20 protein-coding genes are annotated in these 20,333 nt (G+C 44.4%); 12 read left to right on the forward strand and 8 right to left on the reverse strand.

What is annotated here, in order from left to right:
* Nucleotides 1-66 precede the first annotated feature (66 nt).
* The 6 genes from ACRD7A_RS05520 to ACRD7A_RS05545 form a co-directional block, all read right to left on the reverse strand.
* The gene (locus ACRD7A_RS05520; RefSeq protein ID WP_430810135.1) at nucleotides 67-708 is read right to left on the reverse strand and encodes a PfkB family carbohydrate kinase; all 642 of its coding nucleotides are present in this window, start codon (nucleotides 706-708) and stop codon (nucleotides 67-69) included.
* A gap of 78 nt (nucleotides 709-786) precedes the next feature.
* Nucleotides 787-1,329 carry a hydrolase gene (locus tag ACRD7A_RS05525; protein ID WP_430810136.1) on the reverse strand — a complete coding sequence of 181 codons (543 nt, stop codon included), beginning with the start codon at nucleotides 1,327-1,329 and terminating at the stop codon, nucleotides 787-789.
* A gap of 1 nt (nucleotide 1,330) precedes the next feature.
* Nucleotides 1,331-2,851: a phosphohexomutase domain-containing protein gene (locus ACRD7A_RS05530; protein WP_430810137.1), complete on the reverse strand. Its 1,521-nt coding sequence runs from the start codon at nucleotides 2,849-2,851 to the stop codon at nucleotides 1,331-1,333.
* 5 nt (nucleotides 2,852-2,856) lie between these two features.
* Nucleotides 2,857-3,471, reverse strand: coding sequence for an SIS domain-containing protein (locus ACRD7A_RS05535; protein WP_430810138.1), 615 nt, complete (start codon nucleotides 3,469-3,471; stop codon nucleotides 2,857-2,859).
* Nucleotides 3,472-3,592: 121 nt separating this feature from the next.
* Complete coding sequence (locus ACRD7A_RS05540; RefSeq protein WP_430810139.1) at nucleotides 3,593-4,522, reverse strand: tRNA dihydrouridine synthase; 930 nt, start codon at nucleotides 4,520-4,522, stop codon at nucleotides 3,593-3,595.
* 5 nt (nucleotides 4,523-4,527) lie between these two features.
* Nucleotides 4,528-5,562 carry an amidohydrolase family protein gene (locus ACRD7A_RS05545; RefSeq protein WP_430810140.1) on the reverse strand — a complete coding sequence of 345 codons (1,035 nt, stop codon included), beginning with the start codon at nucleotides 5,560-5,562 and terminating at the stop codon, nucleotides 4,528-4,530.
* 334 nt (nucleotides 5,563-5,896) lie between these two features.
* Between ACRD7A_RS05545 and agaR the strand changes: the two genes are divergently transcribed.
* The 6 genes from agaR (at nucleotide 5,897) to ACRD7A_RS05575 (ending at nucleotide 10,690) form a co-directional block, all read left to right on the forward strand.
* A complete protein-coding gene (agaR, locus tag ACRD7A_RS05550; protein WP_430810141.1) occupies nucleotides 5,897-6,679 on the forward strand; it encodes a transcriptional repressor AgaR in 783 nt (260 codons plus the stop codon).
* 12 nt (nucleotides 6,680-6,691) lie between these two features.
* On the forward strand, nucleotides 6,692-7,462 hold the full coding sequence (gene yaaA / locus ACRD7A_RS05555) for a peroxide stress protein YaaA (RefSeq protein WP_430810142.1): 771 nt from the start codon (nucleotides 6,692-6,694) through the stop codon (nucleotides 7,460-7,462).
* A gap of 93 nt (nucleotides 7,463-7,555) precedes the next feature.
* Nucleotides 7,556-8,269, forward strand: a complete 714-nt coding sequence (locus ACRD7A_RS05560; RefSeq protein WP_430810143.1) for a hypothetical protein — start codon at nucleotides 7,556-7,558, stop codon at nucleotides 8,267-8,269.
* Between the two features lie 211 nt (nucleotides 8,270-8,480).
* Nucleotides 8,481-9,239 carry a 5'-nucleotidase C-terminal domain-containing protein gene (locus ACRD7A_RS05565; protein ID WP_430810144.1) on the forward strand — a complete coding sequence of 253 codons (759 nt, stop codon included), beginning with the start codon at nucleotides 8,481-8,483 and terminating at the stop codon, nucleotides 9,237-9,239.
* The gene (locus tag ACRD7A_RS05570) at nucleotides 9,229-10,143 is read left to right on the forward strand and encodes a bifunctional metallophosphatase/5'-nucleotidase (protein WP_430810145.1); all 915 of its coding nucleotides are present in this window, start codon (nucleotides 9,229-9,231) and stop codon (nucleotides 10,141-10,143) included. Before ACRD7A_RS05565 ends, ACRD7A_RS05570 begins: the two co-directional genes overlap by 11 nt.
* Complete coding sequence (locus ACRD7A_RS05575; RefSeq protein WP_430810146.1) at nucleotides 10,136-10,690, forward strand: hypothetical protein; 555 nt, start codon at nucleotides 10,136-10,138, stop codon at nucleotides 10,688-10,690. The genes ACRD7A_RS05570 and ACRD7A_RS05575 overlap by 8 nt, the downstream gene beginning before the upstream one ends.
* Nucleotides 10,691-10,758: 68 nt before the next feature.
* On the opposite strand, the gene ACRD7A_RS05580 is transcribed toward ACRD7A_RS05575, so the two are convergent.
* Both ACRD7A_RS05580 and ACRD7A_RS05585 read right to left on the reverse strand, forming a co-directional pair.
* The gene (locus ACRD7A_RS05580) at nucleotides 10,759-11,223 is read right to left on the reverse strand and encodes an Lrp/AsnC ligand binding domain-containing protein (protein ID WP_430810147.1); all 465 of its coding nucleotides are present in this window, start codon (nucleotides 11,221-11,223) and stop codon (nucleotides 10,759-10,761) included.
* Nucleotides 11,224-11,449: 226 nt separating this feature from the next.
* Complete coding sequence (locus ACRD7A_RS05585) at nucleotides 11,450-12,754, reverse strand: mechanosensitive ion channel family protein (protein WP_430810148.1); 1,305 nt, start codon at nucleotides 12,752-12,754, stop codon at nucleotides 11,450-11,452.
* Between the two features lie 129 nt (nucleotides 12,755-12,883).
* Between ACRD7A_RS05585 and ACRD7A_RS05590 the strand changes: the two genes are divergently transcribed.
* From ACRD7A_RS05590 to ACRD7A_RS05615, 6 genes are all read left to right on the forward strand, one after another.
* Nucleotides 12,884-14,173: a M64 family metallopeptidase gene (locus ACRD7A_RS05590; RefSeq protein WP_430810149.1), complete on the forward strand. Its 1,290-nt coding sequence runs from the start codon at nucleotides 12,884-12,886 to the stop codon at nucleotides 14,171-14,173.
* A 3-nt stretch (nucleotides 14,174-14,176) separates the two neighbouring features.
* Nucleotides 14,177-15,178, forward strand: a complete 1,002-nt coding sequence (gene mgrA, locus ACRD7A_RS05595; RefSeq protein WP_430810150.1) for an L-glyceraldehyde 3-phosphate reductase — start codon at nucleotides 14,177-14,179, stop codon at nucleotides 15,176-15,178.
* A 160-nt stretch (nucleotides 15,179-15,338) separates the two neighbouring features.
* Nucleotides 15,339-17,198, forward strand: a complete 1,860-nt coding sequence (locus ACRD7A_RS05600) for a hypothetical protein (RefSeq protein WP_430810151.1) — start codon at nucleotides 15,339-15,341, stop codon at nucleotides 17,196-17,198.
* Between the two features lie 101 nt (nucleotides 17,199-17,299).
* A complete protein-coding gene (locus ACRD7A_RS05605; protein ID WP_430810152.1) occupies nucleotides 17,300-18,418 on the forward strand; it encodes a sensor histidine kinase in 1,119 nt (372 codons plus the stop codon).
* Nucleotides 18,418-19,512 carry a histidine kinase gene (locus ACRD7A_RS05610; protein ID WP_430810153.1) on the forward strand — a complete coding sequence of 365 codons (1,095 nt, stop codon included), beginning with the start codon at nucleotides 18,418-18,420 and terminating at the stop codon, nucleotides 19,510-19,512. The genes ACRD7A_RS05605 and ACRD7A_RS05610 overlap by 1 nt, the downstream gene beginning before the upstream one ends.
* 10 nt (nucleotides 19,513-19,522) lie before the next feature.
* Nucleotides 19,523-20,302, forward strand: coding sequence for a LytR/AlgR family response regulator transcription factor (locus ACRD7A_RS05615; RefSeq protein WP_430810154.1), 780 nt, complete (start codon nucleotides 19,523-19,525; stop codon nucleotides 20,300-20,302).
* Nucleotides 20,303-20,333 lie beyond the last annotated feature (31 nt).

A 20,333-nucleotide genomic window follows, 5' to 3' on the forward strand; every position in this document is an offset into this window, starting at 1 on the left:
AGGAAAGGTTTTTGAAAATAGACCTATGTTATCAACAACTAATCGGTTTTACAACGCATTATTAAACTATAGCCTAAGGTTATTGCAATGGGGAGCCACCTGTGCGTATACATCGGTGGGCGAGGAAAGGCCGTAGATATTATAAAAGTCTTCATCGCTGCCACGTACAAAGTCGGCCAACCTAAAATTCTCTTCTATCACAGGTCTTAGTTTCTCTCTGTTTTTCAGGTGATGACTGCGAAAATTGGGATCATAGATAATTAAAGCACCTTTTTGCCGGGCTGCATAGAGGTATTCCAGCAAACGAGGCCGTATGGCCGGATTGAGACCAAAATAGGAGCCAAACAGCACAATGTCATTAGCCTTGAAATGGGGCAGAGGTCCTTGTAGGCGTTGTTGGGGGTAGTCTTTGAAGAATTCGTATTCGGCATCATTTTCATCGTTAAGGTAGGCCAGGGCGATGGCTGATTTACCTTGTTCAAATCGGCAAATATACTCGGTGTTGAGTTGATTGTCCTCCAGGAACTGCATAATATTATCGCCGGCCTTATCGCGTCCTATCTCACTGATGAAATTTACGGGTACATCAACGCGTGATAAGGATACCAGGGTGTTTAATGCACTGCCGCCAGCTTTGGCTGCCACCGGTTGGAGGTTTTTAAAAATAATGTCTAGCACCGTCTCGCCAATCCCAAATACTCGCCTCATGGTCTGTTCCTCTGTTCTATCGTTCCCAAATAAAAAAGCCACTCTGTGAAGAGTGGCCTACAAAATATGTATTTTCTTTTATTTCACCAACTTACTGATGGTTTTAAATGCGTCGGAGCCAGCCACACGGCATAATTCAAACAGGATGGATTCGTAGCTGGTTACAATAATACCTTCCTGACGCATGCGCTCCAGGGCAATGCGTTTATTGTCTTTTGTACGCGAGCTAACACAGTCTTCCACTACCACGGGTGTGAAGCCCCGTTCTTTAAGGTCGATGGCTGTTTGTAACAAGCAGATATGTGTTTCCATGCCCGCCAGTATAACGGTGCGCTTGGTGCTTGTTTCCAGTGCCTCCATAAATTTGGGCTCATCACAACAGCTAAAGGCCATCTTTTCCATGTGGGGATCATCCTGCACCAACGCTTCAATGCCTGCCACAGTGTCTCCCAGACCTTTTTTGTATTGCTCAGTAACTAAAAAAGGCACGCCAAGAGCCTTCAGGCCTTCCACCAATGTTTTAGTATTCTTCTCCAGTTGTTCGTGGCCATCAATATGCGGAAATAAGCGTTCTTGAATATCAACTACCACGCCAATTGCGTTCTCTTTTAATAGTCTCATCTTATCGGTTTGTTAATGATTTTAAATCCAGTTCACTAAAGTTTTCGAAGAAAGTAGTTAGCTCACGTGCAATGATGCTCACTCCACCGACTGCTTCCGACTCTATATTCAGGGGAATTACGGGGTCGTGTAGCGACAGGCGTAATAAGAACCAGCCCTTGGTGGTGGATGTGTTGATGCTTACGCGCACACCTTCGTAATTATTGGGCACCAACTCCCAGCCACTCTTGTTGGCTGCCAGATGCCCCAGCTCGCTAATGACTTTTTTGCCATAGGCTTTGAAGTCACTTTTGTTGATGTTAATCCTGAACTCCTCACTCTCAGCCGGCACAGGCAGTTGTTTGATGAGTGAGGTCAATGATTTGCCTTCTGTCTTCAGCTGTGCCATCTTAATTACGAATTTGGTGACCAGGTAAGCACCGTCATCCAGGAAGTAGTTCTCCTTAAGGGCGGCATGACCTGATGTTTCAATGGCCAGCCACGATTCTTCACCTTTCTCGTTGAGACGGATGGCTTCATTAATCACATTCTTATAGCCCCGCTTAAAGCGGTGATGACGCGCTTTTAGTACATCGTTGATAAACCAGGCTACCCCATCAGAAGTGATGGAGTCGGTAACCACGGTAGCGCCGGGGTGCTCCTCGTTAACGATGGCGGCCGATAGTGCCACCAGCTCATTGCGGTTAACGGGATTTCCTTTTTCGTCAACAATGGCGGCCCGGTCAACATCCGTATCGAAAATAATGCCCAGATCGCTCGTGTTTTTCTTTACCGCTTCGCATATCGATTGCATGGCTACCGCATCCTCGGGGTTGGGTACATGATTGGGAAAATGACCATCGGGATCCAGAAACTGACTGCTGCTAACATCAGCGCCCAGCACGCCTAGTACTTTTTGGGCATAGAAGCCACCGGCGCCGTTGCCGGCATCTACTGTAATCTTAAAGCCCTTGAGCGGCAGCTCATAGTTTTCTTGGCTGTTTACTTCGCGTCGTATTTTATCGACTAATAGTTGTGAGTATACATCGATAAAAGGTACTTCTGTGACCTTGCCCGGTGCTGCTGCATTGTTTTGAGTACCTGCTTCAGCCAGCTTTAGGATGTCGGTAATATCCTGCTTCTCAAGGCCTCCTTTAGGGGTGAAAAACTTTAGGCCGTTGCGGTTAAAAGGTAGGTGACTAGCAGTAAGCATAACTGCACCATCGGCACAGTATGGCTCGGTGATGGTGGTCATAAACATGGCAGGTGTAGAGGCCATGCCACAGTCATACACTTGTGCGCCCGCTGCTACCAAGGCATCTATAAAAGCCGATTTGAGGGCAGGGCCAGAGAGGCGAGAGTCCATACCTACGGCAATGGTAACTTGTTTTTTTGTATTGCGCTGTTGAACCCATTGCACAAAGGCCGTACCCAGTTGGGCAACAATTTTTGTATCCAGATTAACTGCCTGACCGGCCATGCCACTGAGTGCTACGCCGCGTATGTCAGAACCGTTTTGTAGTTGTTTCCAGTTAAAACTCATAGTTATTATTTGTTTAGTCCGGCTGCTTCGCGTGATTTATGCCCCAGGTAACCACCATGGTGACGCTTGGCATAATCGGCGTTGGTGAAATTGATTTTCTTCATCAGCAGTACCACTAGCACATCGCCAATCACTGTCATAGTAGTAGTTGAGGTAGTAGGCGTCAGTCCTAAGGTGCACACTTCTTTGGGGTTGCCTGTGCTAATGCATACATTGGCTTGTTGTGCCAGTACCGATTCCGGGTTGCCCGTGATAACAATGATGGGAATGTTGGGGCGCAGTCCGCGTGCCAGGTCAATTAACTCAACAATTTCCCGTGTTTTGCCGGAGTTTGAAATCATCAGAAGTACATCGTTTTTTTGTATCAGTCCCAGGTCGCCGTGCTGTGCTTCACTAGGGTGCAAAAAGGCCGATGGTGTGCCCGTTGAGCTAAAAGTGGTGGCCATATTTATAGCGATCTGTCCGGCTTTGCCCATGCCTGATGTAATCAGCTTTCCACCTTTCTCATGCACATAATCATTAATGATGTCCACTGCTTTAATAAAATCATCGGTGGCAGGGATATTGCTAACAGCTTGTGCTTCGTGCTGTAGTATGTTTTTTATTTCTTCTAAAACCATGCTTGTAATATTTAGCCTACAAAGGTATCATTTTAAATAGGAATATGGTTTGAGTAAAGTCATCCTGCTGAAAAATAGCTGCTAAGCATTGTGGGGCTGCTCAACCTGGGTATGGATCTTTTTATTCACCCCAATGCTGCGTCAGTGCTGATAGCCATTTTTTGTACAGATCGGGCTTGTTGTGTTTTTTCAACTGCCGTAGGTGGCGTTTTAATGCAGTGCTGCCCTGGAGGGGATAATGCCAAAAGGTCTGGAGAAAGTTAAAGTATCGGTTCCAGTCCTGATAATAATCGCGTATGAGCAGATGGTAGGCATCGTGTAGCTGTAGGATGTCAGCTTTATTTGGATGACCCAATAGCTGCTTATGTAAGGAGGGTGATGACAGCAGACCGCGTCCCAGCATTAGGGCTTTCAAGTGCGGAAAGCGTTGTGTCAATTTCTGTGCTTGTTCCGGAGTGTTGATATCGCCATTGGCCACCAGGGGATGCCTGCTGATGGCTACCATTTCCTCAAAGGCATCCCAGTCGGCTGTTCCCGTATATTTTTGATTCACCAGGCGGGGATGAATAATTACTTCCTCAAGAGGGTAGTCGTTTAGCAGCCTGAGGGTCTCTTGTCCTTGCCTGGGGTGGTCCACCCCCAGGCGCATTTTTACCGAAAGCCCAATGCCACTGGTCTGCGTAAAAAAAGCGTCCAGCATAGCCGCTATTTTTTTCGGATGCTGCAAAATGCCACCGCCCCGCTGACGTTTCACCAGCATTGGGAAGGGGCAGCCCATATTGATGTTGATGCTATGGTAACCCATTTGCTTTACCTTACGGGCAAAGACAAGCAGATAATCGGCATCGTTACCAGCCAGCTGGGGTATGGTGTTAAGGTGATGATTGAGTGTGGTCGACAGTTCGTGGTGTGTTGAAAGGGTGTCAATATCCTTTCCGGTTTCCTCAAAGAAAGGGGTAAAGTACTTATCCATTGCGCCATAAACCGTGGCATGTGCCTTTCGGTAAAAGACGGTAGTATAGCTTTGTAAGGGCGCCAGGAAGTATTGCATGGGTATTATTTTACTTGTTGTGCCAGGGAAGGATAAGCCTTTAGGGCATTGTGATAATAGATTTTGTCAACGACACCACGGGGCAGACCCAGACCCTTGAAGGAAGGTTCAATCTCGGGCGTTTGCTGCTTATCATTTTGGGTGAAGAAGCACCATTGGCTGTGCCAGCGTCGCTTCACTTCGGCAAGCTGCTCATCTTTCCCTTGTGTATCGGTAAATATCATGTCGGAACCATAGATCAAGCGATCCTGGTATTTTACCATAAAGTCGTACACTGCGCGGTGTTGTGTGGCTGCCTGGTATTGAAGGTGACAGACGCGTTCTGCCAGATCCATCATCATGTTGGGATGGGCATCCAGCCTTTGGGCGATGATATTAATATCATATTCGCTGCTGGCCAGATGGGCCCCCACGTAGCGCAGTTGCGGATGCCGGGCAAGCATTTGGTTGCAGGCATCAATGTGTTGCTGGTAGCCGGGCTGATGGGTTTGCTGATAGTTATGAAACTCCGGGTGTGTAGCGTAGTACTGGCGATCAGAGTGAAGCGTCATTTCCTCAAGGGGCAGCCAACAGTTACGGGGCTCTCCAAAATGACCCAGTAGCGGCACTTGATGCTGAGTAAGGTGATCCAGCAGAGGAGTAAAAATCGGATGGTCGATCATTACCAAATTATCTTTGTAGGTCATGCGCATCCCCACATTTTTCCATAGCTTAACGCCGATGGCACCCTGTTTTATCTCTCTGTCAATATTGGGGATAGTGCCCTGTATACTGTCGGGCTGGAGCGTTATATCCAGCGGAATACCACCGATGTATGAAAAAGCCCCGGGTTTTCCCTGCCGGTGCCTGGCACTGAGCTTTTCTTGTTCGCTTAGGGGCATCCAGCCTTGTTCACGAAAATCTACATTGATGGATACCAGGTGCATATTGCATTCTTGCGCCGCAGATAGATAAGCGGGGTTGTCCGTGTAATAGTGCAGATGAGCATCTATTTTCTTTACGGCATCAAAATCACCCGGTGTATAACAATCATTCTTCATTGGTTAATGTTTCTTTCCCTGTTGACAGCATTGTTGAAAAGGTTTGGATTGGGTCAGTGCCACAAAGTAAGTAAATATTTGGTGCAGGGTACTAATGTGATTCAAGTGTATTTGTGTTTGTCTTTCGTAAGCTTCAAATGCAAGGCTTTGAGACTTACAAAACAGACTATTGTGTAATGATACAAAAGGATTTGTGCCTTGGTTTTGCCCCTTAATGTTAACGATATATAACATAAGTACTTTCAAAGGCTTGCAGATGATATTTTTTGCTTATTTTGCAAAATAATGTAGAACCAAACATGGGAGGAGGTTTCCCACTAGCATATTTTCAACTATGAATGACTTTGATCCGAATACTACCGTTGGCCGCAGAGGCTTGATACTTAAAATGCTGGATGCTAAAGGGCAGGTGAATGTTCATGACCTGAGTGATCAGTTTAATGTGAGTGAGGTAACCATCCGTAATGATCTCACCCAGCTGGAGCATAAAAACCTGCTGATAAGAGCAAGAGGAGGAGCCATAAAAACCGATAAGGTAACCCTGGATATGAAGCTGGCGGATAAAAAGGTGAAAAACGCCCGTGAGAAAGAGATGATTGGGCGCAGGGCCGCCCGCCTGATTGAGGAGGGCGATACTGTTGTGCTTGACAGTGGTACCACTACCAAAGAAGTAGCCAATCACCTGGGGAAGTTTAAAAATTTGACGGTGATTACCAATGCACTGAATATTGCCGGCCCTTTGGCTGAGCTGGAGCATATTAACGTGATTATGCCCGGTGGCGTGATGCGCAAGAAATCCTTGTCGCTGGTAGGATCGATCGCTCAAAATAATTTTAAAGATTTTTTCTGCGATAAGCTGTTTATTGGAGCCGACGGTATTGATGTTCACCTGGGTTTTAGTACGCCGCACCTTGAAGAGGCCGCCCTGAACCGGACCATGTTAAAGATGGCTAAAAAGGTAATACTGGTGGTTGATTCCAGTAAGTTTAAAAAGCGGAGTCTGGCCGTAATTGGTCAGGTGAAAGACATTGATGTGGTGGTCACCGACGGTGGCATTAGCGCTGAAGACAAAGAACATTTATTGAATGCCGGTGTTGAAGTTATCATAACCGAGTAAAACAAAAGGATTATGCATATTATTTTATCACCGGCCAAATCTCTGGACTACGAAACGCCGGCACCGGCACAGCCCAAGACAAACATTCGTTTTCCCAAGCAGGCACAGCAAATTGTCGACAAGCTGCGCAAGATGAAACCCGATGAGTTAATGAGCCTCATGAAGATAAGTGCCCCGCTGGCACAGCTTAACCATCATCGTTTTCAACTGTGGTCTTATCCCTTTGATGCCGCAGCTATCAAGGCAGCCTTATTTGCCTTTAAGGGCGATGTGTATGCCGGTCTGGATGCCTACTCACTTAACGATACGGCCATCGATTATGCCCATAAAAAGTTAAGGATATTATCGGGGCTGTATGGGCTGTTGCGTCCTTTGGATGGCATCCTGCCTTATCGATTGGAGATGGGCACACGGTTAGCGGTAGGTAACCAAAAGCACTTATATGACTTGTGGGGCGATACCATTGCCCGACAGCTGGAGGCTGATATGGAGGAGCAGGGCAGTGAGGTGCTGGTGAATCTGGCTTCCAATGAATATTTTAAGGCGATTAACCCAAAGGCGTTTAGCAAGCGCATTGTTACTCCTGTGTTTAAAGACTGGAAAAACGACGGCTACAAAGTGGTGAGTTTCTATGCTAAGAAAGCCCGCGGTTTGATGACCCGCTTTATTATTGAGCATCAGTTGACGCAACCCAACGACCTGCTGGCATTTAATGAGGAGGGATATTATTTTAAGGCCGATTTGTCCGATGATAAGCAATTGGTATTTGTGCGTGATAAATAATCACTCATTTGTGTGAGCCAGGTTGATTCCGTAAGTTTTTTTTAATAACTTTTGAAAACGAAAAGCGGAGGTATAACTTTAAACACACATCTTATGAGTGCTAAAAAAATTATTTTACAAAGGTATGGTAACCTCCTGAAAGAGGAATCGCTGGTTACGATGCAGGATAAAATATTGCCCAATACCTTTGTGCTGGAAGCACCAGAGCCTTTCCCCGGTTTCTTCGATTACTACAGTGAGATACCCTTGGATACCAAGCCTTTGTACATTTACTTTGTATTGAAGCGCTTGTACACCTTGGAAGAGGTAACCCGCGCCACACAAAATATTAAAAAATATTTTGATGTTAATTTTAATGCGGCAGCCGGTGTAGTACATATGTATAATAAAGTGTATCACGTAATTCGGGTACGCCACCTCGATTCCTTCAATCAGATCGTTGATTTGCAAGCTGGTTATATAGATGAAGGCATTGAGTTCAAGAAAAAGCCTAAAGACCTGAAAGGTAAGGCTATTATACGCCTAAAAAAATTCTTTACTTTGGAGGAAATAGATGAGGGAGTATATTTCGATATGGATGAGCTCGATCATGGTTACTTTGCCATTCCGGATAAGCTGCCGTGGAAATATTTTGAGGATTTAACCCGCAGGGTTAAGAATAACTGGGATTACAGTGCGTTTGATGCGGCCATTGGACATTTCCACCAAAGCTTTGGCATTGTGGATATGGTAAGGATCTATAATCCTAATATCGACCGCGAGTACCTGATGGACGTTCGTAAATTATACCTGGAGCGAATTAAGTAAGGCTGTGGGTCGGGAAGGGGCTTGCAGCAGACATAGTTAGAGTTGATGCATCGTTGTCTATGGATGACGATGCATTTTGCTGTATGTCAAGTTGTTCAATATGGCCTTCATAAGGCTTTATATTTGCCTGATTTTTTCTGCCGCTCCTCAAAAACCTTTTTGTATTCTTGTAGCTTATATGTATAATTAGACCTCAAAAATATTAAGCGAAATGAAATATAGTAAATGGCATGTTCTCAGTGTTTGTGTCCTGCTTGTGTCTGTTTTAGCCGCTTGTAATACCAATAGCTATAAGCTGAGAGATACAAATGCCCACTATCTTTTAATCGACAGTTCAGTCGGTTATAGCCCATCTGTAGAAAATTATATTCAACCTTACCGCGATAGTTTGCAGATGGCCATGCAAAAGGTGATTGGTTATGCTGAACAGGAGTTATATGGAGGCTTACCCGAAGGCTTGCTCACTAATTTTGTTACGGATTTGGTGCTGGAGGAGTGTAATGTTGTTGCGGATGATCATCTTATTGATGTGAGCGTGATTAATATAAAAGGACTGCGCGTTCCCATTAGCAAAGGAGATATACGGGTCGAGAATATTTATCAGCTGATGCCTTTCGAGAATGAGGTGGTGCTGCTCACCTTATCTCGTCAACAGATGGTTGAATTATTTGATTTTATTGCCGGATGTGGTGGGGAAGGAATGGCCGGAGCCTCTTTTGGGATAAAAGACAAAAAGGCCATGAATATTCGGGTAGCTGGTCGTCCCCTGGAAGATCGGAACTACCGGGTGGCTACTTCTGATTACCTGGCCGATGGAGGTGATCATTTTGAGGTATTTACAAAGGCACTTGCCCGTGAAGGTTCTGGGCTTAAAATCCGGGATTTAATTATTGATCATATTAAAAAGCTAAGTTCCCAGGGACAATCGGTCAATAGTGAACTTGATAAACGTATATATTATGCAGAGTAGCAGGAGAAAATTTTTACACAAAAGCGCGCTTGGGCTTGGTGCATTAACGATGGTGCCGCTTATGGGAGCCTGTGCCAAGTCAAGTGTTAAGATCACTATTTTGCACACCAATGATGTGCACAGTCACATCGATCCTTTCCCTTCCAATCATTCACGCTGGGCCAACCTGGGTGGTTTTGCACGCCGGGCAAAGTTGATTGAGCAGATAAGGGCTGAGCAAAAGCATGTGCTACTATTCGATTGCGGTGATATTTTTCAAGGGACTCCCTATTTTAATATTTATAAAGGTAAGCTGGAGATTGACCTGATGAATAAGATGGCTTATGATGCTGTTGCGCTTGGTAATCATGAGTTTGACAATGGTATTGATGCATTGGCTGGCAATCTGAAAAGGGCAAAATTTCCAATTGTATGCAGTAATTACGATGTGAAGGGCACTGCCCTGGATGGTATTACCTTGCCTTATCAGATTTTTGAGCGCGGGCCGGTGAAGGTGGGTGTGCTGGGATTGGGTATTGAACTGTCGGGGTTGGTTAACCCTAACGCCTACAAAGGAACTAAATACAGGGATCCCATTGCAGTGGCCAATCGTACGGCGGCCATGCTGAAGAGTGAGAATGGCTGCGATGTGGTGGTGGCTCTCTCACATCTGGGTTACCGCTATGATGATGATAAGGTGTCAGATGTGATGGTGGCACAGCATTCGCAGAATATTGATTTAATTCTGGGCGGCCATACTCATACTTTTTTGGATGAGCCGGCGCGTGTGAAGAATAAAAATGACCAGGAAGTAATCGTTAATCAGGCCGGCTGGGGCGGTATTTATCTGGGGCGCATCGATATTGAGTTAAGGCAGGATGATAAAAAATCCGTAGCTTTGGTCAATTCTAATTACCATGTCTGATACATATTTATTAAGCTGCGAAGCGTTATCAACGCTGGAAGAGAAGTTTGCGCAGGATGCACATTTTATGAGCATTGCCCTGCCGCGTTTAAAAATAATTGCCGCTATGGCTGACTTACTGGGCGATCAACGCCTGGAGTGGAAGGTGAAGTACTCGCCGGTGAATCGATCGGCCAATGGCGTGATTATCTCGCTGAAAGATCCGCGTAAGAAGTTTCTTTTTTACTATGCCATTCCCCTTAGCCTGGGACTTAATGTGCATCTTTACCTGGGGGATAACACCTTCAACTTTTTTGAGGCACATCCACTACTGATTAAGCAAGGGGTAATTGCTGCGGAAGAGTATCCTGTGGCGGCTACCGTAAATACCTTGCCCCACCTGGTGTTGAACGATAAGAATGAGCGCTATGAACAGGGCCTGTTGCGGGCGTCTCATTGTACACCTGCCGAAGTTCAGGGATCACGATTGTATAAGGTGTTAGAAAATGCCTTTGCGAAGTTTAATCCTGTATTATTAGCCATCATCGATGGCAATATGGCCTTATAACAAAAGCGGCTATCTGAAAAGACAAGGTTTTCAGACAGCCGCTTTGTATAACTCTTACCTGCTAAGACTCAGTCTATCGGCAATTGTCGCTTGAAACTTTCATCCAACGAAATAATGGTCTCGGTGGCCGAGATACCTGCAATGTTTTGTAGCTTATCGTGCAGGATGCGCTTTAAATGCTCGTTACTCTTAGCATAGATCTTAATAAAGATGGCATACTGACCGGTCGTGTAGTGGCATTCCACAATCTGCGGTACTTCCTCAAGCATTTTCACCACCTTATCGAACAGGCTGGCTTTCTTAAGAAAAATACCCATAAAAGCACAGGTGTGATAACCGATTTTTGCCGGGTTAATAATGAATTCTGAACCTTTTATAACACCCATGTTCATAAGTCGCTGAATGCGCTGGTGAATGGCTGCACCGGATACCTTACACTCGCGGGCAACCTCCAGGAAAGGGATGCGCGCGTTTTTCGTGATCAGTGATAAGATTTTCTTATCGAGACTATCAATCTGTAAATTGCTTTCCATATTGTATATGACAAATGTTAGGATTCGTAACTTATTAAACTATTTTATTTATAGTTTGCTACGAAAATAAAACAATAATAGTTAATATCCAACGATAAAATCACCTCATAGTGCTATTGTCGACTCAGTTTGCTATTGGTTCAAACAAATCGAATTTAATAGAATACACTTAATAATAGTGTGTTATGCGTGTTTTATGGCTCGTTTTTATTTATATGGCTTCAATTTATAATTGTTTTAAAGAAGCAAGGTTGCTTTGCATCGGATGAAAATCACTACCGCTGGGCAGCTGATAGATGCGCAGGTCAAACTCCTCGATAACCGCCAGTATGTGGTCAAAAATATCGGCCTGTATGGATTCGTAGTTAAGCCATTCCTGATCCTTGCTAAAAGCGTATATCTCGATGGGCTGCCCCTTCTCGGTGGGCTGCAGGTGACGCACCATGCAGGTCATCTCATTGCTTATCATGGGATGTTCTTTCAGGTATTCCTGCAAATATTTTCTTAACACGCCGATGTTGGTCAGATGTCTTCCGTTGGCGAGACTTACCATGGCCGATTCGCCCTCTTTGTGTAGATTATGAATTTTTAGTTCTTCTTCTTTCTGTACAATATAGTCCTTTAGCAGGCGTATGTTTTTAAAGCGTTCAAGCATTTCTGCTGAGCAAAATTTCACCGAGCGCACATCAATATTAAACGAGCGTTTGATGCGACGACCTCCTGAATGCTCCATTCCCTTCCAGTTGATAAAAGAGTCCTCCACCATTTTGTAAGTGGGTATGGTGGTAATGGTTTTATCCCAGTTTTGAACCTTAACAGTATTTAGTGTGATGTCAATAACCGTACCATCTGCTTTGTAGGTTGGCATGGTAATCCAGTCGCCAGCGCTCACCATTTTATTGGCTGATAGTTGGATGCCGGCTACAAATCCCAAAATAGTATCTTTAAATACCAGTAGTAAGATGGCGGCTGTAGCACCTAGTCCGGTCATAATGTTGGTTACATCAATGTCAAACAGGATGGATATGGCTCCCAGCACTGCAATAAACGATGCTGCTATTTGTATGACCTGTACCACGCTTTTGATGGGGCGATCCTTGGCATAAGGAAACGTGTCATATATATCTTTAACAACCCCCAATAAGGCCATGAACGCCCATAAAATAACAAATACGATGGTAGTACTTAGGATACGTTGTACCGTTTCAACATAGGTCTGGCCCATCAGTGAACTGAAGATAGTGTCTAACATAAAATAGATCACCAGCATGGGTAGTATGTTTGTCAAGCGTCGCAATACCTGCCGTTTAATAAGCAGATCGTCGTATTTTGATTTGGTGCGGTACACAAGGCGCTCAACAATACGCAGCAAGTAGTGCTTAGTAATGCGGTTAGTAATCCATACAATCAGGGCGGTTACTAGTATCCAAAAGATTAAGAGCAGATAATTGGCAGAGTGTGCGTTAATACCTGCATCAATTAGGTATTCCTGTATTTGTTTACTAATTTCATTAAGTTCAAGGTTCTCCATAATAATATGCTGTGTTAACATGAAATAGCAAATGTAAATCACAAAGCTTAAAAATAGTATTAACGCGGTAGATTATTGGCCTTTTTGATGTAATATTAGGCTTGTGAAATAAAAGTAAGGATCAAAGATATGAGAACACTAGCACTTAGTTTGTTTGTTTTGTTGACTTTAACAACCTGCATGCGCGCGCAGACGCTATTTGAGCAGTATTTTGACAGGGGATCAATGAGGGTTGATTTCGTGCTGGCAGGCAATGCCGATGAACAGTCGGCTTATTTGTTGGAGTTGCGCAAGGAACCCTATTGGGGGGGAGCACATCACAACCTGATAGATAGCTTGGGGTATGGCGAATACCGCTTTTCGCTGAAGGATAAGGATAGCGGTCGAAAACTCTACAGCCGTGGGTTTTGCACTTTGTTTGAAGAGTGGCGCACAACCGCCGAGGCACAAAGCTTGAATAAGGCCTTCTATCAATCGCTTACGTTCCCATATCCCAAAGCGGAAGTTACCTTTTGCTTAGAGGAACGTAAAAAGGATGGCAGCTACCAGCCCTTGATGAGTATGGATATTGATCCGTCTGACACGAATATACGAAAAGAGCGGGTGCAGCATTACGAGGTGGTGAAGGTAGTGGACAATGGGGATGAGACTACGCATGTTGATCTGGTATTTGTTGCTGAAGGCTATACACTGGCCGAGATGGCTACTTTTAAAGCGGATGTGGCCGAAATGGCCGATTATATTTTATCGCAGTCGCCTTATAAAGAGCATCGAGATAAATTTAACTTCTGGGCAGTATGTTCCCCGTCGTTGGATGCCGGCACCGATAACCCGCGTAAGGATGAATGGGCTAAAACCGCCGTAAATGCAAGTTTCAATACTTTTTATATCGATCGTTATCTTGAAACTAACGATGTGCTGTCTATTCGCGATATAGCTGCCTGTGCACCTTACGATCATGTATGTGTGCTTGTGAACTCCGATAAGTATGGGGGCGGTGGTATTTATAATCATTTCTCCATTGGTACCGCCCATCACGCGCTGTCGAAAGAAGTGATGTTACACGAAATAGGTCATGGCTTTGCCGGTCTGGCCGATGAATATTACACCTCGGATGTAGCCTATCAAAACTTTTTTGATTTAAAGGTGGAACCCTGGCAGCCCAATATTACCACCATGGTTAATTTTGAGGCTAAGTGGAAGCATTTGTTGGCTGAAAATACGCCTATACCCACGCCGACTAATGAGGCTTATGCCAATGTTACCGGAGTGTTCGAAGGCGGGGGATATGTGGCCAAGGGGGTTTATCGTCCTGCCATTAATTGTCGAATGAAAAGCAATGAGGCAAGTGGTTTTTGTGAAGCCTGTCAGGCAGCAATAACACGAATGATATATTTTTTAACCGATAGAAACGAGTAGAATATGAACTATTTAGCTTCTGAAAAGCGATACGAAACAATGACTTATCAACGCTGTGGGCGCAGTGGATTACAATTACCGGCTATCTCTCTGGGATTGTGGCATAACTTTGGTTCTGAGGATGTTTTTAGTAATGCCCGCGAGATATTGCTATACGCCTTCGATCGGGGTGTAACGCATTTTGATTTGGCCAATAACTACGGACCGGTGCCGGGTTCGGCTGAAGAGACACTGGGTAGGGTGTTGAAGCAGGATTGGGCAGCCTACCGCGATGAGCTGATTATTTCGACTAAGGCGGGTTATACTATGTGGGAGGGGCCTTATGGCGACTGGGGATCCAAAAAATATCTGGTGGCCAGCCTCAACCAAAGCCTTAAGCGCATGGGACTCGATTATGTTGATATTTTTTATCACCACCGTCCCGATCCCGAAACACCGATGGAAGAAACCATGATGGCCCTCGATCAGATTGTGCGCCAGGGGAAGGCTTTATATGTGGGCTTGTCCAATTATTCAGCTGCCGACACCCAAAAGGCGGAGTCTATCTTGCGTGAGTTGGGGACTCCCTGCCTTATCCATCAGCCCCGTTATAATCTGTTCGACCGATGGGTGGAGCAGGGTTTAACCGATGTGTTGGACAAGCGGGGTATTGGCTGTATTGCCTTTTCGCCTTTGGCACAAGGCTTACTTAGTAATCGTTACCTCAAAAATATCCCGTCAGACTCTCGTATGGCAAAGGCTCATTTTCTCAAGTCTTCTGCACTCACCGAAGCGAAACGGACAGCCCTTGTTGGTCTGAACACCATTGCACAGCAGCGTGGACAGTCGCTGGCGCAGATGGCCATATCCTGGCTGTTAAATAATCCTACTGTAACCTCGGTTTTGGTTGGGGCATCCTCGGCACAGCAGCTTGGCAATAGCATCAATGCACTGGATAACCTAAGTTTCTCGGCTGAGGAGCTGAAGCGAATCGATAACTGTTGCGATCCTGTGGTAAGGGGTTGATTATGTCTGAGTTGTTGGTTGGTGTAGTGCCCCGGTGCACACCGTCAACGGTTCACTACAATTATTCAACAACTCACTACTTTTCGTTTTTCTTAGCGCTTATCCTGTGTTATTATTGTATTATGAAATCGTGTTTGCAGACCTTAAAAAAGGATGAGCTATGAGAACAATATTTACACAAACGCTAAGGAAGCGGATAACTGTTGCAGTGCTTATTGCAGCCGCTATGCTTGCCGGACCTGTGGCATGGGCTGACGAAAAGCCCGGTCAACCACAGCGTGTCAAGTGGAACGAACGTGCCGAAGTAAGGCAGGTAGTTGATCAGGTAAGGGAAGAAGTTCATAATGTGCTGGCAGAAGTGAAGTATGAGTTGAGCAATGCTGAGCGGGTGGAAGCGATGGCGGCCAGTGCTGATTTCCCCTTCGGCCTTAAGTACAAAGGTATTGTAGAACTGTCGTCTGATAATAAAATGATCAACGGTATTTCGGCCAATGGCTTTGTTGAAATTAATAAGACGGCCTTCGGTAATAATCGTCGTCTTTTTATTCATGCCGACGACCAAGGTACTATTCGTTATGAGTATTTCGTGGGTAAAACGGAAACGGCCTTTAACCCGGAAGGTAAAAAGTGGTTGGGTGAGATACTGCCCGATATTGTTAAGCGCAGCGATCTGGGTGTGGAGTCGCGCGTGCGTCATTTATATGCCACCAAAGGATTGTCCGGTGTGCTGGATGCGTTGGAGGAGATACCTGCTTCATCAGGCTACAGCTACACAACTGAATGGAGCGTGTTCTCGCTGAAAACAACATCGCGTTCATCGGGTAGCAGTGCCTCAAAAAATACCTTTATCAAGACCCTTGTTTTTGATAATAAATTGAAAGATGCCGATGTTATTCCGGTGCTGGAGGTAATATCTGAAGTTCGCTCAAATAGTACAAAGGGAACCTTGCTGCGACACATACTTACTAATTATAGGTTGAATACGGAGCAATTAGCAGCCTTGCTCGATGCCACATCAACACTCGATTACAACACAGAGCGAGGTTCAACGCTTCGTATCTTCAACGCTTTCTATAGCGATGACTTTACCATTCGGAAGCGTTATTTCGATATTATTGAAGCCATGGAGATAAATTCCGAGAAAGGCAATGTGCTGAAACACTTGGTACGCAACACTAAGCTGTCCAACAACAGTTGGATTAGCATGTTTCAGACCATTGATGATTTTTCATCGGAGCGCGAGAAAGGTGCTTTGCTGCTCGATCTGATTCCTTTTATGCCGAAGGGCGATGAGGTGATGACGGCCTACCGTGATGTACTGGATCATATGTCTGACAGTTATTATATTCTGAAAGGAGAAGTGACAACCGCATTGCTTGATGCAGCGCTTGATTCGGGCAATTCAAAGGGCGATAAAGATGTGTTGATTAATTATCTGAATACAGCACGGGATATCTCATCTAATAGTCAGCGTGGTCAGATACTACGAAAGGCCAACCGTTTGTTTATGAATGATGAAGGCGTTGTGGATGCTTACTTCGAAGTATTAAACGGGCTGGATAGCGAGATGGAGATGTATAATGTAATGCTCGATCTGTTGCGTAAGAATACACTTGAAGAGCCCGCCATGTATCGTCTTTTGCGCACCCTCGATCGTCTGGTAGATGATTATCAGCATGCTGCCGGTGCTGTAATGCGCGAGGTGATAAGCCAGTTTCCTTTGTCGAACAATGGCTATAGCCAGTTCTTCCGCTTGATTAACCGCATGGATCAGAACAGTACCATTGAAGAGCTGCTGCGGTATGTTATTGATAGTCCGTCGATGAATTCAGAGCTGGCTGTTAAAGTGATCGAATGTACCCAACAGATTGATGTTGATGTGGAAAGGGCAGCTGTATTGGTACGATTGAGTCCGTACATCACCGAAGGCGGTTCATCATTGGCTTATATTTACAGGTCGATGGCCAAAGATCTTGAGTCGGAGTACGAGGAGAACCGCGTGCTTAAAACACTTAACTAAGTTAAAAAGGATGAGGTAGTGTTAAAAAAGACTACCTCATCTTAATTGTTTATTGAAAGCTCTTGCGTAAAAACAATAGAATGTCCTAACTTAGTGAGACCATGATAGCCAATACCCAATTATATTCATCGAAAAAGTTTCTTACACAACTTTTAGTCAGTACCCTGTATGGAGTACTCGTCTTTCTTTATTTGTTTTACAGCGAAAACGCCCGTTTACCAGTTTTGATTAATCATGTTGATTCGCTATCGTTTTTCACGCTTACCTCATGGCTGATTTTCGGCATTCTGAGTTTGGTAACCCGTGCTCTCAATGTGTTTTATCCCTGGATTAAAGGAATGCTATCGCGTTTCACGCTGCAATTTGTGTTGAATACGCTAGTAGCTACTTTTTTTCTGTGGCTTTGTGTAAAGCTGTTGATTGCCGTTAAATACGATAACGTGGCATTTAGTGTTTTTATGGCTGAAAAGGGTGATGTTACGCTTAAACTGTTCATTATTTTTATGCTTACTAACCTGGTGCTGATCCTTGTAAACCTCTATCAGTATTCTTTTACCAGTTTTATACAGGCCAATATAGAGAGCGAGAAGATGGTGCGTGAGCGCCTTAAGCTGCAGTATGAAATCCTCAAAAGCCAGCTTAGTCCGCATTATTTGTTCAACACACTCAATACCATCGCTTCGCTGATTCATCGCGATGCTGCCACCACCGAAAGTTTTATCCGTAAATTTGCACAAACCTTTCGCTATATTCTCAATAGCCATCAGAAAGAATTGGTGGCTGTGCGTATGGAAGTGAATTTTATTATGGCATACTACTTCCTGCTTAAAATACGTTTTGAAAAAGCCCTGGAGCTTGACTTGCAGTTGGATGGCGTGAGTGAAGGTAGTTATATTCCCCCCATGACACTTCAACTGCTGGTTGAAAATGCAGTGAAACACAATCATTTTTCGGAGGATAAGCCTCTCAAAATATGTATCCGTTCAAGGGCAAACCACAGTATTGAAGTTGTAAATAACTTTGAACGAAAGCCTGGATTTATTGAAGTGGATAATCAGCTTTTGAAAAAGCCCGAGCGCCATGTATCGCACAAAATTGGTTTGGAAAATATTAAAAAACGATACGCCTATTTCACCAAGCAGGAAGTGGAAATTGCTAAAAATGAATCATTCTCGGTAGTGTTGCCACTGCTGATGAATAATAAAACGGTAAGTGTTTGATGAAAGCAGTCGTCCTTAGTAAGCAGCAAAAATGGCTCCGTTTTCTACTGCCTGTTCCCGTTGGAATGGTGGTTTACGTTATGATATTGCTGGTGTTTGATACTCTCGATCAGTTGGGAGCTAATTTTTTTAGCCAGGAAGTGGTGGTTACCATTCTGTTTTCTTTTATTCTTATGGAGCTACTGCGTATTGCCCTCAATGCCATTGAGCGCCGCTACCCCTTGGCACTGACCATGGCCCGAGATGACGAGCAGACTAATGTGTTTAAGGTATCAAGTCAGTCCTTGCGTATTTACCTGATTCCTCTCCTGGCTCTGCTTATTGCTATTGTTATCATTAGCCTGTTGGTTAGCGTGTATTACTCTTTTGTACTGCTTATTAGCGATTACCGTACCGAGCTGATTGTATTTAATGGAGTTTATGGTGTAGTGGCCATCTTATATGCCATTATACATGTGAGTAACTCTTTTTTAGCGGTGCATAAGCAAATTCACTACAGGCAGGAGAAGGAGCTGCGCAAAGGTATGGAGACTGACCTGGAGAAGTTTAAAATGCAGATTAATCCGCAACTTCTCTATGATGGCCTTGAAAGCTTAATATCGATTGTACATGCCGAGCCGCGTATGGCAGAGCAGTTTGTGAATCAACTGTCAAAGATATATCGCTATAATCTTGATCACCGTCATGCCGAACTTGTTGATTTGGCCAAGGAATTGGAGCTGAGTCGTTGTCTTTTGCATTTGCTGAATATTAAACATCACAAGGCCATCAGCTTTAGCCATCAATTATCAGATGAATGCCTTGGGCGTCAGATTATTCCCTGCACCCTTTCATCATTGATTCAGGAGGTAGTAAGGCGTTCTATTGTTAACGCTTATCAGCCTCTGTGTATCAGAGTGGAGCAACGCGATGATGTGCTTTTACTATCCTGTAACCATAATCCTAAAATAGGACTGAATGGTGATGGAGAATGGGATCTGTCATTAATTAATAAGGCTTATGCCTTTTTTACCGATCAGCGACAACTTGAAGTTACCTACCATAATCAATATTTACACATCACCATTCCGCTGTTTGATATAGAGGAAGAATAAGCTAAACCCAATGAGAGTATTAATTATAGAAGACGAAAAGCCGGCGGTGGATAACCTGAGCCACCTACTGAAGCGTTACGATGAAAACATTGAAATTGTAGATGTTTTAAGTTCTGTGGCTGCCAGTGTGGAGTGGTTCTCGCGCCCCCTCAATAAGGTGGATCTTGTTTTTATGGACATTCACCTAAGCGATGGGCTTAGCTTCGAGATTTTTGGCAAGACGCAGCTTAATCTTCCCGTTATTTTCACTACTGCCTATAATGAGTATGCCATACAGGCCTTCAAAGTAAACAGTATTGACTATTTATTGAAGCCATTGGATTACGATGCTTTGTTTCATAGTATGGAGAAGTTGGAGAGTCTGCGCGAGAATCTGTCATCGGCCAGTCAGCGTATTAAACTTGAGGAGCTGAACGAAGCATTGCTGCATTATCGAAAAACTTATAAAGAACGTTTTATGGTAAAGCTGGGAGAGCGTATAAAGTCAGTTACCACCGATAAAATTGTGCTGTTCTATGCCGAAGGGCGCAATGCCTTTATCCTCACTTCCAAGGGTAATAGATATATTATTGATTATAAGCTGGAAGAGCTGGAGGAGCTCTTGAATCCGGCTTCCTTTTACCGGATCAGCCGGTCATTTATCGTCAATATCAATCATATTCAGGATGTGCTCGTTCATTCCAACAGCCGTTTGAAAATTCAATTCGAGCAGGTGTTTGAGCGAGAAGTAATTGTGAGTCGCGATAAGGTGGCGCATTTTAAGAGTTGGTTCAGTGGTTCTGGAATTTAGTTATCATGCTCATTGTCAGCTCATCTACTTT

Origin of the sequence: Carboxylicivirga longa (genome assembly GCF_050589825.1) — a bacterium.
Lineage (GTDB): Bacteria > Bacteroidota > Bacteroidia > Bacteroidales > Marinilabiliaceae > Carboxylicivirga > Carboxylicivirga longa.